Raw genomic sequence first — 15,520 nt, 5'->3', positions numbered from 1 at the left:
GAAAAATTGGACTCAACCCGTTTCGTCATGTTATTTTTTCAATTTCTCAATCAGCTCATCATATTTCGGGCTGTTTAAGAAATTATCCACTGAGATATGCACAGCGCCTGGCAGCTTTGCCTTTGCTCTGTCTGTTAAATCTTTATGAGTAAAGACCACATCCGCATCGTCTGGGATGTTGCTGATAGATGTGTTTGTCACATCGATATCAAGCTCTGCCTTTTTCACTTTGTTTTTCAGAATGGACGCACCCATTGCACTTGAACCCATCCCTGCATCGCAGGCAAAGATGATTTTGTTCACGTCATCTGGATTGACATCACTTGGAGATGCTGCTTGCTCGTTTGCTTGAGCGTCTTCTTTTTGTGCCGTAAGAGCAGCGGCTGCTGCACTTTTCTTGCCTTTCATGTCCTGCATCTTTTCTGTTGCTGCTGTTAAATCTTCGTCAACTTCTTTAGACGCTTTCAAAATGACAGATGCAACAAGGAACGATACGATAGCTGCTACGACAACACCTGCTAAAACGGCAAGGTGACCGCCTTTTGGAGACATCAGCATAAGCGCAATAATACTTCCTGGTGACGGCACAGCTTTTAATCCTGCATTTAATAATGTGAACGTCAGGACACCACTTGCTCCCCCTGCGATGACAGCCAAAATAAGTTTTGGTTTCATTAAGATGTACGGGAAGTAAATTTCATGGATTCCTCCTAAGAACTGAATGACAATGGCACCTGGTGCAGACTGTTTCGCATTTCCTTTTCCAAAGAACATATACGCAAGAAGAACCCCTAAGCCTGGCCCTGGGTTTGTTTCAAGCAAGAACAAAACAGATTGCCCTGTCTTCGCTGCTTGCTCGACCCCTAACGGACCTAAAATACCTTGGTTAATCGCGTTGTTTAAGAATAATACTTTTGCAGGTTCAATGAAGATACTTGCTAGTGGCAGTAAATGAGCATTGACAATGATATCTACACCTGCCGCAAGGGCTTTATTCAGACCTAGTACCACTGGGCCGATGGCATAGAATGCAATGACAACAAGAATGGCACCGAGGATACCTGCCGTAAAGTTATTCACAAGCATTTCAAAGCCAGATTTGATTCGGTCTTTGAACAGCTGGTCAATTTTCTTTATGAGATAACCGCCAAGCGGTCCCATGATCATGGCACCTAAAAACATTGGAATATCTGAGCCAACAATGACGCCAATCGTAGCCGTAGCACCGAGCACTCCGCCTCGATGGTCATAGACGAGTTTACCGCCTGTGTAACCAATTAAGAGCGGTAGTAAGTAGTTAATCATCGGTCCAACGAGTGTAGCTAATTGCTCATTCGGAAGATAACCACTTGGAATGAACAAAGCTGTAATGAGTCCCCATGCAATAAATGCACCAATATTCGGCATAATCATGCCGCTTAAATAGCTTCCAAAGCGCTGTACTTTCACGCGGAATCCGCTTTTTTCCTGCATCTGTGAAAACCCCTTTCTTCTCTCCCTTTATTTCGGGCTTTATAGGTCAAAAGATATAAGAACGAGAGTCAGTGAAGCCCTTATACCTATCGTAAAACGCTTTCACTTTCCCTTCAATTGAAACTAAATGTCACTTTGTCACTTAGTGTGTGACAAAATTGAAAAATAATGTGACACCTCTCGGCATACCATAGATGATAGCGGGGTAAAAGTTGAATCTACTGTTGTTTTGGCGCAAAATTCATTGGAATTTCACAACTTTCAAATCGTCACTTCTTGTTTCCTCTTCTTAAATCGAATAGGCTTATATTGATCAAACCTATTTAAACAAGAAATGTCTGCGCAGACATGACACAGAAAAAGTGAACCATCTTGCTATTTGTTTCGTTTACCTTTTAGAGTGGGCGGTACAATAGAAAGAGCGGTTTTTTCTGTGACTCACAGTTTACTGCCGCTTTCTTTCTGATACATGAGACATTTTCATAGGTAGAAAGGCGGTTATTCACATTGTTGAAATATCGTAAGTGGCTTCTGCTGCTTCTCTTCATGTTCTCATTTTTCATTCCAAAAGAAGCATTTGCTCATGCATATGTGGTGAGCTCAAATCCAGTAGCAAATGAAGAGCTGGATCAGCAGCCTCCTGCAGTCTCGATCACCTTTAGTGAAGGAATCGAAAGCGGATTTCATGCCATTAAGGTGTTTAATGCAAAAGGGGATCGTGTGGATCAAGGAGATACGGTCATCAAAGAGCAAAAGATCATGGAAGCAGCTTTAAAAAAGAATTTACCTAAAGGCATTTACACCATTCAGTGGAATGCGGTATCAGCCGATGGGCACTCTGTGTCTGGCATGATTCCGTTTAGTATCGGAAAAGCGGATGGAGGATTTGATCAATTAGATCAAGGACAATCAAGTGAATCCATCGATATGGCTTCAACCATTGACAAAGCCTTTCTGTATACGTCATTTAGCTTATTTCTTGGAACCATTTTATTTGGGCTTCTATGGTTTAAAGCGCCCATAACCGACGTTTTAGCCCGGCGAATGAAGCGACTTTTGACTGTTTCACTGATCATGATGGGCGGAGCACTCTTGTTTCAGCTGCCGATTCAAACAAAATCAGCGGCAGACGTGTCCTTTTTAGGGGCATTTCAACCATCGCTTTTACAAGAAACCATTGCGTCGACTTCGGGCGGGAGTCTGTGGATTATGCTAATGGCGTCATTTGTTCTACTGACGATCTGGACAATTGTGGCGATGAAAAAAGGAAACTTCACTTCCTTCCGGGTATGGCTGTTTCCACTGCTCATTTTCATCGTGCTTCTTTGGCTGAAAGCACAAATCGGTCATCCAGCCGCTACAGATAATAAAATACTGACAACGTCACTTGATTTCATTCATCTCATTTCTGCATCTATTTGGGTCGGCGGCTTAACAGCCATTGTCCTTCTTTTGATGAAGAAACTGCCGAATGAAGATCAGCCACTCATACGCAGCACCCTGACAGCTTTTCATCCGTGGGCACTGCTCTCAGTTGGACTGATTGTGTTTTCTGGGTTTGTGAATGCGATTTTTATTCTGCAATCATTTGATGCCCTTTTCCAATCAGCTTATGGACGCACCTTCTTAATCAAACTTGGTTTATTTATCATCATGGGTCTCCTTGGGCTCGTCCATTATTTGATGCTGAGATGGGAAAAGAAGCAGAAACGAAACGTATCTTTACGAGCAGAGTGGATCATTGGGATCGCTATTTTACTATTAACAGCCGTATTCACCAATATCCCAAGCCCTCCGCCGCCTGCACCAGAGCCATTCTTTGGAGCCAATCAGGTGGAGCATCGTGACCTTGTGTCTTTGAGCATTACCCCGAATGCTCCTGGTAAAAACACGTTCGAGGTGGCATTTACGAAGAAGGATGGACAAACGATCACAGACATTCAATCTGTGACAGCTAAGATCCACAAAGTCTCCTTGTTCGGTGATGAAACGCCAAACGAATTTCAGCTGAAACGATTAAAGAATGGACACTTCTCGGCTGAAAACCTCTTACTAAATGAAAAAGGCACTTGGAAAATTGAGATTCATGCATTAACTGGTTCTTTTGACAACATCGATACGACATTCATTAGAAGAAACTAAAAGGAGTTCATATCATATGAAAAAATACGTTAAAGCTTTATTACCAATGCTTCTCGCTTCATTTTTACTGGCGATTCCTGTGAGTGCACACGTGACAGTCAAACCTGATACATCTGCAACGAATGCTTGGGAAACCTATACGTTAAAAGTACCTTCTGAAAGCGACAGTCCGACAACAAAGGTTGTCATCACGATGCCTAAAGGCGTAGAATTCCAGCAATACGAGCCAGTGCCTGGCTGGAAAACAACAACTGAAGAGAAAAACGGAAAAGTCACAAGAGTCACTTGGGAAGCAACTGGCGATGGTGTTCTTGCTGGGCAGTTCCAGCAATTCGTGTTTGTCGCAAAAAACCCTGAAAAAGCCAGCGAAGCGGCATGGGATGCGTATCAATATTACAAGGATGGAACAGTAGTTGAATGGACTGGCGACAAGGACGCTGATAAGCCTCATTCGATCACAAACATTGTTGCGTCTAATACCGTAACGGATTCACATGGTCAAGAAAAACCAAAAGAAGAAAAGGCATCTGAAACAGCCTCTGCTTCTTCTTCACCACTTGTTCTTGGTCTGTCCATTGCAGCCTTAGTTGTGGCATTGATTGCACTTGGACTTACTTTTAGAAAGAAATAAACCTTACATGAGCGATCGTTTTTTCAAGCGGTCGCTTTTTATTTTCCCAACCTATCATTTCCAATATAGGATTGAATAGGATACTTGTGCGTGCCATAATGAGACACATGACCACCTAGGAGGCTATGAGATGAACCATCTAATCATATTTGCTCATCCCCAGCAAAGCTTAAATCAAACCCTATTAGATCTTGTTGTAAGCACTCTTTTGAACAATGGTCATCATGTGACGGTTCGTGATGTGTATAGCATTGGCTTTCCGCCAGAGCTGACAACAGCAGAAAAGGTTGCCATGAGAAACGGACATGTGCCGGCACCGGTTCAAAGAGAGCAGAAGCTGATTCAACAAGCTGATGTCCTCACGTTTATCTTTCCAATATGGTGGACAGGCTTGCCGGCGATGCTAAAGGGTTATGTGGAGCGCGTTTTTTCAGAGGGGTTTGCGTATGAGATCAATGAAAACGGAGTGGTGAAAAATCTGCTTCGAGACAAAAAAGGGGTCATTATTAATACGCATGATGCACCGAGGACCTTTCTTGATTCCAATATGATCATCACCCCCAGCCATCACATGACGACAGATACAGCCGCCTTCGATCTGATCGGCGTTGAGCCAGTCGAACGGCTCTTGTTCAGCAGCATGGAACAAGCATCTGCAGACGACATCCACGAGATTCTCAAAGAAACAAAAGAAACGGTGGATCAACTTTTCCCACCGGCTGTTTAACATAAAAAAGACTGCCGAGACTTCTCGGACAGTCTTTTTCACATGTTATTCGTCTAAACCAATTGACACATACTTCGTTTCTAAATAAGGCTCGATGCCTTCGATGCCGCCTTCACGACCAATACCGCTCTCTTTCATACCGCCGAAAGGTGCCTGCACAGCGGATGGTCCGCCGTCATTCCAGCCAATAATCCCGTAATCTAGATTCTCAGATATATAGAGACCATTGCGGTAATTCTCTGTAAAGAAATAAGCCGCAAGTCCAAAAGGTGTATCATTTGCTAATTCAATGGCTTCATCTAAAGTGCTAAATGTCGTAATTGGTGCAACTGGACCAAACGTCTCTTCATGCATAATGTTCATGGAAGGGTCGACATGAGTTAGCACCGTCGGCTGAACAAAATAATACGACTTCTCATCGTCAAAATGTGTATCGCCACCGACAAGAACTTTCGCCCCTTTATCCACAGCATCTTGAATTTGGTCGACAATTTTATTAAAGCCTCGCTTATTAATAATCGGTCCGATGGACGTTCCTTCCTCAAACCCATTTCCTACTTTCAGCTTTTCCACTTCTTTGCTAAAGCTTTGCGCAAATGCTTCATGAATTTCTTCATGGACGATTAATCGGTTGGCACAAACACAGGTCTGGCCTGCATTACGGAATTTAGATGCCACTGCTTGTTTGACAGCCAGCTCAAGGTTGGCGTCCTTATCTACGATCAGCGGGGCATGACCGCCAAGTTCCATAGAAACGTGTTTAACCGTGCTCGCACTGTTTTTGATGAGATGTTTTCCAACTGGTGTTGAGCCAGTAAATGTGATCTTGCGGATCAATGGACTATCTGTGAAGATTTCCCCCACTTCTTTTCCATCTCCAACCACCCATTGCAAGGCATCCTCTGGAATTCCGGCTTCATGGCCTAATTTGACAAGCTCAATGGCCGTAAGCGGCGTGTCTTCAGCAGGTTTCACGATAAACGTACAGCCCGCCGCAAGCGCTGGTGCCGCCTTCCTTGTAATCATCGCCGCAGGGAAATTCCACGGTGTAATGGCCGCAACAGGACCGACTGGCTGCTTTGTGACAAATAGGCGTTTGTTTGTCGTATGAGACGGGATCGTTCTGCCGTAAATCCGCTTTGCTTCCTCCGCGTACCATTCAATATATCCAGCGGCATAGACGATTTCCCCTAATGCTTCTTGATACGGCTTCCCGTTTTCTTCTGTGATGATTTTTGCAAGCCTTTCTTTATGCTCAATCATGAGATCAAACCACTTGCGAATGATATTTGCACGTTCATGGGCTGACGTTTTTGCCCATGTTTTGAATGCTTTGTGTGAGCGAGTGATCGCATCTTCAATCTGTTCTTTTGTATGCTGAGCAACTGAGGCAATTTCTTCTCCGGTTGCAGGATTATACACTTTGAGTTCGTTTGTCATGCTCTACCTTCTCCTTCGTTCTTGGATTCATTACATATAGTATATACCCAATGAGTGCCCAACCTAAAAGCAATATCCATTCAGCTGGCCATGATAAGGAAGCCGGCATCCCAGGAAAATAAAATGAAAGAAAAAGGAAACTGAGTCCAATGGCTAAAACGCCGGTCGTCCGCCAATATTTAATGCGGTATGGACGCTCAAGCTCAGGTTCTGTCTTGCGAAGTTTCATAAAGGCAATGGACACAATCAAATACCCAACGATGATGCCCACACCGCCTGCATTGACAATCCACACGAGGGCAGGTCGGCCTAGTAATGGTGCAAAAAAGGCCAATGCACCTAAGAACAAAATGGCATTTGTCGGAGTTTTATACTTCGGATGAATATACGCAAACCATTTGGAAATCATGCCTCTTTCCGCCATTGCGTAGAGGATACGGCTTGCACCAATGATAAAAGCATTCCAGCTCGTTACGATACCTGCTACACCGCCAATGACAAGCACAGTCCCAAACGCCTGATGACCAAGAAGCTGTACCATGGCATCTGCTGTTGCTAGTGATGAAGCCTCAAGCTGACCTTTTGACAATCCTGCCGCTACTCCAAAGACAATGAGTAGATAAAATACAACCGCACTCACAATGGAGATAATCAAAATTCTCCCGATGATTTTCTTCGGTGCGTTAATCTCCGCCGCTACCTGCGGGATGACATCAAACCCAACGAATAAAAAGGGAATCATCACTAACACAGCCATCAGACCGCCAACCCCGCCTTGAAACATCGGCTCAAGGTTTGCAAAATCTCCATTAAATGTAGCTCCGCCTAATAGAAGAAAACCTGTCAGGATAATGGCCACTGTGAACACCGATTGAAAAATAGCAGCAGGCTTTGCGCCAATGTAGTTCAGAGCTGTTAAAAACAGCGCACCGCCAGATCCAATCAATACCCATGTAAAGTAAACATCCCATCCTCCTATATTCCATAGGAAACCAACATGCTGTGTTGGAATGACATAGTCAATGACTGTCGGAAGTGCGACCGCTTCAAACGTAATCACGGACACATAACCGAACAATACGCCCCATGCGGAGACAAACGCTGATTTAATCCCAAATGCCCGCTGGACAAAGACGAGTCCTCCGCCTGTTTCTGGAATCGCAGAGGAAAGCTCTGCATACGTTAGTCCAATAAAGATGACGAGAATGCCCCCTATGACAAAGGCAATCACACTTCCTAAAAATCCAGCTGTTAAAATCCAATCTCCCGAAAGTACAACCCAGCCCCAGCCAAGCATTGCACCAATGGATAAAAACAGTACGTCTGACTGCGACATGGTTTTAGCCATTTGTTGTTTTTGCATACAACCATCCCCCTTTGTTGTTTAGCGTGCTGTGAAGGCGTCTTCGATAATCCCTAATCCTTCTTGCAGCAGCTCATCTGTGATGACAAGTGGTGTTAAAAAGCGAATAATATTCCCATTGATCCCTGCCGTTAATAAGAGTAGTCCGTGCTTGTTTGCATAGGCTGCAATCGCTGCGGCTGTCTTCTTATCTGGTGTACGCGTTTTTTGATCTTCCACAATTTCAATGGCCGCCATTGCCCCTAATCGCCGGACTTCCCCGATGAATGAATACTTACTTCTCCACTCATTCGCTTTGTCCTCAATGACTTGTCCAATGTGTTCAGATCGTTCATTCAGTTGTTCTGTTTCAATAATATCAAGTACAGCCAATGCCGCCACACATCCTAATGGACTGCCAGCATACGTCCCCCCTAGCTCCCCTGGGTCCGCTGCATCAAGTAATTCTTTTCTGCCAACAACACCGCTCAGCGGCAGGCCAGCTGCAAGTGATTTTGACACAGTGATTAAGTCTGGCACCACATCGTAGTGCTCAATCGCAAAATATTTCCCTGTTCTTGCGAATCCTGTTTGGATTTCATCTGCCACGAATACGATTCCATGCTGCTGACAGAATGAAGCGACGTGCTGGACAAAACGCTTCGATGGTACAATGAATCCGCCCTCCCCTTGGACTGGCTCCATCACCACACAAGCGACTGTTTCTGGTGCAACGGTTGCGACAAAGAATTGATTGAACTGATCAATGATGTATTCGTCGTAGGCTGCATCGCTTAATCCTTCAGGTTTTTGATAGTAATAAGGATACGGCGCTTGATACACCTCTGACGCAAATGGTCCGAATCCAAATTTATAAGGCTTGACCTTGCTTGTCATGCTCATCGTCATATTCGTTCTTCCGTGGAACCCTCTTGTAAAAGAGACAACCGCTTGTCTTTTCGTATATTTACGGGCAATTTTCACTGCGTTTTCAACTGCTTCTGCACCTGAATTTAAGAAAATGGCTTTTTTGTCGTGGTCGCCTGGTGTGAGGTGGCATAGTTTTTCTGCCAATTCGATATAGGATTCGTACATCATGACATTAAATCCTGGGTGAATCAGGCTGTCTGCCTGTGCTTTGACTGCTTCCACAACCTTTGGATGGGAGTGTCCTACATTTAATGTACCGATGGCGCCTGCAAAATCGATAAAACGATTGCCATCAATATCGAAAAGCTCGGCTCCCTTCCCTTTCGCTGCAAGATGACGGTTGCCATTACTTACGCCTCTTGCGACGTATTGATCTCTTTTCCCCTGCCATTCCTCTGTTGAAAAACGGTTTGTTGTCGTTTGACTCATTGTCATCCATCCCCTTTATGTCTTTTTTATTATTCTGAATATTTTTTGGTATGATAGAAAGTACCAATATCATTTTTTTCATGGTACCAGAGAGGATGGAATGACGAGATGCTGACAATTCAACTAGATCAAACAGGGGAAAACGGGTTTATTTATCATCAAATTTACACGAAAATTAAAGAGGAAATTTTAAACCGCAACCTGCAACCACACGATCAATTACCATCTAAACGAGAGTTAGCAGATACTTTAAACGTCAGCGTCAATTCAGTGAATGGCGCCTATCAGCAGCTGCTTGCCGAGGGATATTTATATTCAGTTGAACGGAAAGGCTTTTTCGTGGAATCACTTGAAACGTTTCATGAGTCAGGTCAGCTGAAACCCTCTTCCCTTCCAGCGGATTTAAAAGAGAATCCGATTGAGCGAGATGACTGGTATTCCTTTTCACATATTTCTGTTGATACAGCCAATTTTCCTTTTAAAAGCTGGCTGAAAAGTGAGCAAAAAGCGATTCATCTCCACCAAGAAGCCTTTGGTGAGCTGCCGCACCCACAAGGCGTCTATGAGCTACGGGAAACGATCGCCCGGCTGATTGGACTTGCACGAGGGGTCAAATGCTACCCTGAACAGCTCATTTTAAGTGCGGGTACACAGTCACTCATTCATTCATTATCTAGCATCCTTCCAGCTGATCAAATATATGGATTAGAAAACCCCGGCTATCGCAGACTGTATCAAATGCTGAAAAACAATCATCACCGGATTGAAACGATTGGCATTGATCAAAAAGGGGTGCGGATGAGCGATATTCAGAAGAAAGAGCCAAATGTCTTGATCATTACGCCTTCTCATCAGTTCCCAACAGGGGTGATCATGCCGATTTCCCGGCGGATACAGCTGTTAAACTGGGCGGCTGATAAGCCAGACCGCTATATCATTGAGGACGATTATGACAGTGAATTTAAGTATGGCACAGACAGCATACCGGCGCTGCAGAGCCTTGACCGCTATGACAAAGTCATTTATATGGGGACCTTTTCGAAATCATTGCTGCCCGGCTTGAGGATCAGCTACATGGTGCTACCGCAGCATTTATTAAGACGCTATAAAGAAGAACAGCACTTTTTTATTCAAACGGCTAACCTTTTTACACAATACACCCTTCTTTATTTTATAAAAGATGGCGCCTATCAGCGGCATATTAAAAGAATGAATGGGCTATATGAGGAAAAACGAAAACAACTCATTGGAGAGCTCGATACTGTCTTTCGTGACAACGTAAGGATTATCGGGGAAAATGCAGGGCTGCATTTTATCGCAGAGTTCCGTTCAAACCGCACGCAGCATGAGATTTTACAACGTGCCAAAGACCGAAAGCTGAAAATGTACGGGATGGACCGTTTCACCCTTGATGAGCATGTGCCTGGTCACAAAGAAGGCTTTGTCCCGCTCGTCCTCGGTTTCTCGCATATGCGGCCAGAGGATATTAAGCCAGCGGTGAAACGCCTGTATGACTCGATTTATGGGAAATGAAACAGCTCATGTAGATGAATCGTGGCGCTCCTTTGACGGGACTAAACCCATAGAGGAGTGTTACGATCACATTCTTTCATAAACGTAATAGTTGATGTGAATATTTTTTTCTAGCAATTTCACGAGTGTTTGAAGGCTTTTTAAGTTGGTTGGCAGTAACGCAATACCATCTCCCTGTTCAACGATTTTGATCATTCCTTCAAACGAATCTAACTCAAATAGGGTTCGATCACCCAGCATACGTCTGGCCTCATGTCTTAATGGGCAAAGCTGATCACGATTCACGACCAATGAGATATCATCATCGTATATTTCTTTAGATTTTCCATACACGTTCAATGCCAAGCTCTTTACCTCTTTTAATTGATATTCCGCTTTTTCCATTTGATTAAAAGAAATAATTTGATCATACACATCCTCTGTTAACTTTTTGTTGATCGTATTTGATGAAGCAATGATAAAATCAGCGGCTTGAATATCCTCTAAAACTCGTTGCTCGTATAAAAAGTTAAATAGAAGTTCAGAGCATAAAACGGTCTTTTTCTTTGAAGTCAATTTTTGTTGAATGGCCTTCGTTTCTTTTACGATTTTTTGAGCGTACTGATAAAATAAATCCCCCTGTCCTGTTGAACTGATTCCATGATGATGCCGGATAAAAAATGTTGCATCATATAAAGTTTCAAGCACTTTGATTCTTTGAGAAATATTGGATTGCGCATACCCTAAAGCTTTAGCCGCTTGATTAATCGATTCTTTTTGATACACCTCTATAAAAATAATCAAATCATTTATATTCATCATGATCACCTATCACTTTTTGTGATAACAATAACACAAATATGTATTATTCAACTGGTTTGAAGTCGATTATGATGGCTATTGAAAGGGAGTGTTTCTATGCATGCCATGCAATATCATGTGGATCTGCCTGCGGATTATGATATGAATATCATTAGAAAAAGAGTACTGAACAATGGATGGAAAACAGATGGATATCAGGATTTATTATTTAAAGCTTATTTGATCACTGAAAAAGACAAACATAGGAGTTTACACAATGGCTATTGCCCATTGTATATTTGGAAACAATCTGAGGGCATGACGGATTTTGTGTTTAAGGGGTCATTTGATCAGATTTTACGTTCTTTTGGCTGGAAACAAATCAATATTGGCATCACGTATTCCGTTCATTTAACAGATGATTTTCATCGTAGCACATTCGTTCTTGAAGAGTATGTGACAATTCATCCTACTGATTGCCTGGAAAACCTAGATATCGCCCATCTCTTTTCCCATTTTAACGACAATAAGGGTGAAGTCATCGTATATAACCCCGATAAATGGAAATGCGTCAAATATTCTTTTCTAGACTCATTGCCAGTGAATATAGAGAAGCAAATTCACACTTATGAGATTATCCATCTGTCTATGGATCATTCAATGGCCTAATTCCGTTTTACACGAGACGCATCACAAATCCCCAAGGTTACAATGCCTTGGGGATTTGTCATTTATTGATGCAAAATTCTCTTACCACCGCTCCTTGTCTACAGCTAATACGGATGACAAGAGGCCTGGAAAAGCGGTATCAATGTCGTCCTTTCTGAGAGAGTAGTAACGGTGCTTCCCGTCAATTCTCACTTTCACGATGCCTGCTTCTCTTAGTACTTTAAAGTGATGCGACAGCGTGGATTTGGCAATGTTCATATCATACGTACCGCATGTTCTTTCACCCGCTTCTGCTAAGCAGCGGACAATCTCCAGCCGAACAGGGTCAGCCAATGCTTGCAGCACAGAAATGAGTCTCATGTTTTCTTGGGTTGGATGATTTGGATTATTCATACGATAAATGTATCGTATTTTGTTCTAACATACAATCTCGTTACTCGCCTATGACATTGTAACGCGACAACCTTTGGAAACGACTATGACTCATAGACACTATTTTGAAGGGAAGAACCTTATTTGACACGTACAATATGGACTTGCTTATTCATGCTCTTATTGGCAACGAGCTTATGCGCCTGCCAATCTGTTCAGCAATTTGAGTCAAAACCACCTAGTGCAGAAGAGTTATTAGCTCTCGATCCACAGGCAGATTTATTTCAATGGGAAGAAACGATCTATGAAACAAACATAGATTGGACAAAATCATTAAATGTAACAAAACATCAGCAAGTAGGTGTCATTCAGAAAACAGCTACCACACATTTTGAACATGGAACAGCTTCTCGGTTGAAAAAAGGAACACCTATTTACTCTGTCAAGGAGCGAGAAGACCTTTTAATCGCCGAACTTAACGGACAGATCCACATATATGCTGGACATGCGGAAGGATAAATACCTGTCATTGGGGCAGGTATTTTTTAAGTTCATTTTCTTGTCATGTGCCATTGGTTTTGTTATCATAGCAAAAGTGACCACTCGGTTTCCATTGTGACCATATGGTTTTGCCGATTCGGAAAGGACTTATGAAGATGAACGAAAAGCAAGAAGAGATTTTGCGGGTGTCGAAGAAATTATTTTCTCAAAAAGGCTATATGAGTGTCTCCATGCAGTCAATTGCTGATGCCTGTAAAATATCAAAAGCGTCTATTTATAAACTGTTTGATTCAAAGGAAGCTCTTCTATTGGAGCTGATTAAATACAATCAGCGCAAAATGAGAGAGATTTCTCAGATCATTCATTCCGAAACGACGCTGTCCAAAAAGGAAAAATTCACAAAAAAGATTAAGCTTGAGCTTGAAGAGTTTAAAGAGAATCATAAATTTTTGAATATGCTGTCCTTTGAAGCTTTTTCACAGCATTCGCCCATCGTCATTAAGCATTTACGTGAGACACGCTCCATTATCATGCAGCGGCACAGAGACATCATTTTAAGCACATATGGTGAATCTGTTGCGCCTTATGTGTGGGATCTTGTGATTGTCCTCAACGGATTAATGAGAGAATTCATCTTGATGTTGGCGATCGAGCACAAGAACATCCAATTAGAAAATGCCGCCGAAATGATCATCGGTGTGATGGATCGTGTATCAATAAAGCCTTGCTCCATTGAGCCTGTGCTAACAGATCAGCTGATGGACTCTTATTTGCTTTCCACACAGGAAGAATATGATGAAGAAAAGCTTGTCATCTCGTACTTAACAAAAATAAAACAAGAGCTTCACACACTATCAAACGGAGAAGAAAAGGACGATCTCCTCTCTGCGTTTGAACTGCTGAGTCAAGAACTGTCAAAGGACCAACCGAGAACCTTTTTAATCAGCTCATTGCTTGATTATTTAGGCAAACACAGCGTTTTATCTCAAAACGTGTCACAGCTGAAAAGCATTATTTTATAGATAAAGAAGGGATAATATGAACCAATCAACAACATCGTATAATCGGTCTGTGATTGTTGGGATTTTCCTCGTTGGGGCGTTCGTTGCGATCTTAAACCAAACGCTTCTCATTCCAGCGATCCCGCATATCATGGAGGAATTCAATATCGATGTCAGTAAAGGCCAATGGCTGACCACAGCCTTTATGCTGACAAACGGGATTCTCATCCCAATTACGGCCTTTTTAATTGAGAAATTTTCAAGCCGTTCCTTAGTCTTAACGGCTCTTAGCATTTTTACAGCAGGTACCATTCTTGCTTCGTTCGCCACGAATTTCCCGGTGCTACTTGCAGCACGTATCGTGCAGGCAGCCGGCGCAGGAATTTTGATGCCGCTCATGCAAACGATCTTTTTAACCATTTTCCCAAAAGAAAAACGCGGGCAAGCCATGGGTATGGTCGGACTAGTGATTTCATTCGCACCGGCGCTTGGACCAACACTTGGCGGCTGGATTGTCGATTCCTTTAGCTGGAAGTTCTTATTCTATATTGTTCTTCCAATCGGTATTATTGATCTCATTCTTGCTTTCTTCTTAATGAAAAATGTCACACAGCAAAGAGACACTCGTATCGATGTTTTATCGGTGATCCTGTCTTCCTTCGGATTTGGCGGACTGCTGTACGGATTTTCAAGTGTCGGAACGTATGGCTGGACGAGTGCGACCGTTCTGATTTCACTCATTGTCGGCACTGTGAGCTTGTTCTTCTTTATCCTGCGTCAGTCGAATTTGAAAAGACCGATGCTTGAGTTTGGCGTCTTTAAGTTTGCGATCTTTAGCTTAACGACCTTCCTCGGTATGCTCGTCTTTGCTTTACTGATTGGAACAGAGACGATTCTGCCGCTCTATACGCAGAATGTCAGAGGGTTATCTGCCCTTGATACAGGGCTGATCTTATTGCCAGGGGCTCTCTTTATGGGATTCCTATCACCGATTATCGGACGAATTTTTGACAAAGTAGGCGGTAAAGGGCTGGCTCTAGGCGGGTTTACGATATTAGCTGTCACTTCCCTGCCATTTATGATGCTGAGCCTTGATTCATCGATTACCCTCATTACAGTGGCCTACACGCTTCGCTTAATCGGGGTTGGGATGATCATGATGCCGCTGACAACAGCCGGTATTAACTCGTTACCACCGCATTTGATTCCGCACGGGACAGCAATGAATAATACGATGAGACAAATGGGCGGCTCTATCGGGACGGCTGTGCTTGTCTCCATTATGAGCAGCTCTGCTGCCAATGCAGCATTATCCGATCCAATGAAATCAGCCGTTCATGGCATGAATACGTCATTTATCGTGTCTGGTGCTATTGCGGTCATTGGACTCGTCCTTTCATTCTTCTTAAAAGAAAAACGTGAAAACAAAGTGATGAAGCAGGAGCTATCTTCTTCGTCCTCTTCTTCATAAAGACAAAGAGCTCGGCATATCGCCGGCTCTTTTTTCATCTATTCACACATAACGTCCTCCCCAAAAATACATTTGTTCA

Annotated in this window: 14 protein-coding genes; 8 read left to right on the top strand and 6 right to left on the bottom strand. The window is 43.1% G+C overall.

The window, feature by feature from the left end; all coding sequences use genetic code 11:
* Nucleotides 1-30 precede the first annotated feature (30 nt).
* Nucleotides 31-1,473, bottom strand: coding sequence for a PTS mannitol transporter subunit IICB (locus MHH31_RS02230; protein ID WP_041508263.1), 1,443 nt, complete (start codon nucleotides 1,471-1,473; stop codon nucleotides 31-33).
* A 507-nt stretch (nucleotides 1,474-1,980) separates the two neighbouring features.
* Between MHH31_RS02230 and MHH31_RS02225 the strand changes: the two genes are divergently transcribed.
* The 3 genes from MHH31_RS02225 to MHH31_RS02215 all read left to right on the top strand — a co-directional run bounded on the left by MHH31_RS02225 (nucleotide 1,981) and on the right by MHH31_RS02215 (nucleotide 4,973).
* Nucleotides 1,981-3,615: a copper resistance protein CopC gene (locus MHH31_RS02225; protein WP_342495222.1), complete on the top strand. Its 1,635-nt coding sequence runs from the start codon at nucleotides 1,981-1,983 to the stop codon at nucleotides 3,613-3,615.
* A gap of 16 nt (nucleotides 3,616-3,631) precedes the next feature.
* Nucleotides 3,632-4,246 (top strand): DUF1775 domain-containing protein, encoded by a 615-nt coding sequence (locus MHH31_RS02220; protein WP_048001278.1) that lies wholly within the window; start codon nucleotides 3,632-3,634, stop codon nucleotides 4,244-4,246.
* 130 nt (nucleotides 4,247-4,376) lie between these two features.
* Complete coding sequence (locus MHH31_RS02215) at nucleotides 4,377-4,973, top strand: NAD(P)H-dependent oxidoreductase (protein ID WP_008347224.1); 597 nt, start codon at nucleotides 4,377-4,379, stop codon at nucleotides 4,971-4,973.
* Between the two features lie 45 nt (nucleotides 4,974-5,018).
* On the opposite strand, the gene MHH31_RS02210 is transcribed toward MHH31_RS02215, so the two are convergent.
* The 3 genes from MHH31_RS02210 to gabT are packed head-to-tail and all read right to left on the bottom strand — an operon-like array spanning nucleotide 5,019 to nucleotide 9,114.
* A complete protein-coding gene (locus MHH31_RS02210) occupies nucleotides 5,019-6,413 on the bottom strand; it encodes an NAD-dependent succinate-semialdehyde dehydrogenase (protein WP_008347226.1) in 1,395 nt (464 codons plus the stop codon).
* Nucleotides 6,388-7,776, bottom strand: a complete 1,389-nt coding sequence (locus MHH31_RS02205) for an APC family permease (RefSeq protein ID WP_008347228.1) — start codon at nucleotides 7,774-7,776, stop codon at nucleotides 6,388-6,390. Before MHH31_RS02205 ends, MHH31_RS02210 begins: the two co-directional genes overlap by 26 nt.
* A 21-nt stretch (nucleotides 7,777-7,797) precedes the next feature.
* The gene (gene gabT / locus MHH31_RS02200; RefSeq protein WP_024720201.1) at nucleotides 7,798-9,114 is read right to left on the bottom strand and encodes a 4-aminobutyrate--2-oxoglutarate transaminase; all 1,317 of its coding nucleotides are present in this window, start codon (nucleotides 9,112-9,114) and stop codon (nucleotides 7,798-7,800) included.
* Nucleotides 9,115-9,222: 108 nt separating this feature from the next.
* On the opposite strand from gabT, the gene MHH31_RS02195 reads away from it, so the two are divergent.
* On the top strand, nucleotides 9,223-10,647 hold the full coding sequence (locus MHH31_RS02195) for a PLP-dependent aminotransferase family protein (RefSeq protein WP_342495221.1): 1,425 nt from the start codon (nucleotides 9,223-9,225) through the stop codon (nucleotides 10,645-10,647).
* A gap of 66 nt (nucleotides 10,648-10,713) precedes the next feature.
* Here the strand turns inward: MHH31_RS02195 and MHH31_RS02190 are convergent, their stop codons facing one another.
* On the bottom strand, nucleotides 10,714-11,445 hold the full coding sequence (locus MHH31_RS02190) for a LysR family transcriptional regulator (protein ID WP_342495220.1): 732 nt from the start codon (nucleotides 11,443-11,445) through the stop codon (nucleotides 10,714-10,716).
* A gap of 99 nt (nucleotides 11,446-11,544) precedes the next feature.
* Between MHH31_RS02190 and MHH31_RS02185 the strand changes: the two genes are divergently transcribed.
* The gene (locus MHH31_RS02185) at nucleotides 11,545-12,096 is read left to right on the top strand and encodes a DUF4865 family protein (RefSeq protein ID WP_212361743.1); all 552 of its coding nucleotides are present in this window, start codon (nucleotides 11,545-11,547) and stop codon (nucleotides 12,094-12,096) included.
* 81 nt (nucleotides 12,097-12,177) lie between these two features.
* On the opposite strand, the gene MHH31_RS02180 is transcribed toward MHH31_RS02185, so the two are convergent.
* Nucleotides 12,178-12,489 carry a metalloregulator ArsR/SmtB family transcription factor gene (locus MHH31_RS02180; protein WP_041508257.1) on the bottom strand — a complete coding sequence of 104 codons (312 nt, stop codon included), beginning with the start codon at nucleotides 12,487-12,489 and terminating at the stop codon, nucleotides 12,178-12,180.
* A 123-nt stretch (nucleotides 12,490-12,612) separates the two neighbouring features.
* On the opposite strand from MHH31_RS02180, the gene MHH31_RS02175 reads away from it, so the two are divergent.
* From MHH31_RS02175 to MHH31_RS02165, 3 genes are all read left to right on the top strand, one after another.
* Nucleotides 12,613-12,987 carry a hypothetical protein gene (locus tag MHH31_RS02175; protein ID WP_047946162.1) on the top strand — a complete coding sequence of 125 codons (375 nt, stop codon included), beginning with the start codon at nucleotides 12,613-12,615 and terminating at the stop codon, nucleotides 12,985-12,987.
* Between the two features lie 137 nt (nucleotides 12,988-13,124).
* Nucleotides 13,125-13,991, top strand: a complete 867-nt coding sequence (locus MHH31_RS02170) for a TetR/AcrR family transcriptional regulator (protein WP_008347242.1) — start codon at nucleotides 13,125-13,127, stop codon at nucleotides 13,989-13,991.
* Nucleotides 13,992-14,007: 16 nt separating this feature from the next.
* Complete coding sequence (locus tag MHH31_RS02165; protein ID WP_342495219.1) at nucleotides 14,008-15,441, top strand: MDR family MFS transporter; 1,434 nt, start codon at nucleotides 14,008-14,010, stop codon at nucleotides 15,439-15,441.
* Nucleotides 15,442-15,520: the final 79 nt, after the last annotated feature.

The organism is Bacillus sp. FSL K6-1033, from assembly GCF_038630765.1.
GTDB classification, from domain to species: Bacteria; Bacillota; Bacilli; order Bacillales; family Bacillaceae; genus Bacillus; species Bacillus altitudinis.
This window is presented reverse-complemented; position numbering and strand designations above follow the sequence as displayed.

Coding starts and splice junctions, on each gene's coding strand:
- MHH31_RS02230 (WP_041508263.1), bottom strand. CDS start 1,473: ATGCAGGAAAAAAGCGGATTCCGCGTGAAAGTACAGCGCTTTGGAAGC.
- MHH31_RS02220 (WP_048001278.1), top strand. CDS start 3,632: ATGAAAAAATACGTTAAAGCTTTATTACCAATGCTTCTCGCTTCATTT.
- MHH31_RS02215 (WP_008347224.1), top strand. CDS start 4,377: ATGAACCATCTAATCATATTTGCTCATCCCCAGCAAAGCTTAAATCAA.
- MHH31_RS02210 (WP_008347226.1), bottom strand. CDS start 6,413: ATGACAAACGAACTCAAAGTGTATAATCCTGCAACCGGAGAAGAAATT.
- MHH31_RS02205 (WP_008347228.1), bottom strand. CDS start 7,776: ATGCAAAAACAACAAATGGCTAAAACCATGTCGCAGTCAGACGTACTG.
- gabT (WP_024720201.1), bottom strand. CDS start 9,114: ATGAGTCAAACGACAACAAACCGTTTTTCAACAGAGGAATGGCAGGGG.
- MHH31_RS02195 (WP_342495221.1), top strand. CDS start 9,223: ATGCTGACAATTCAACTAGATCAAACAGGGGAAAACGGGTTTATTTAT.
- MHH31_RS02190 (WP_342495220.1), bottom strand. CDS start 11,445: ATGAATATAAATGATTTGATTATTTTTATAGAGGTGTATCAAAAAGAA.
- MHH31_RS02185 (WP_212361743.1), top strand. CDS start 11,545: ATGCATGCCATGCAATATCATGTGGATCTGCCTGCGGATTATGATATG.
- MHH31_RS02180 (WP_041508257.1), bottom strand. CDS start 12,489: ATGAATAATCCAAATCATCCAACCCAAGAAAACATGAGACTCATTTCT.
- MHH31_RS02170 (WP_008347242.1), top strand. CDS start 13,125: ATGAACGAAAAGCAAGAAGAGATTTTGCGGGTGTCGAAGAAATTATTT.
- MHH31_RS02165 (WP_342495219.1), top strand. CDS start 14,008: ATGAACCAATCAACAACATCGTATAATCGGTCTGTGATTGTTGGGATT.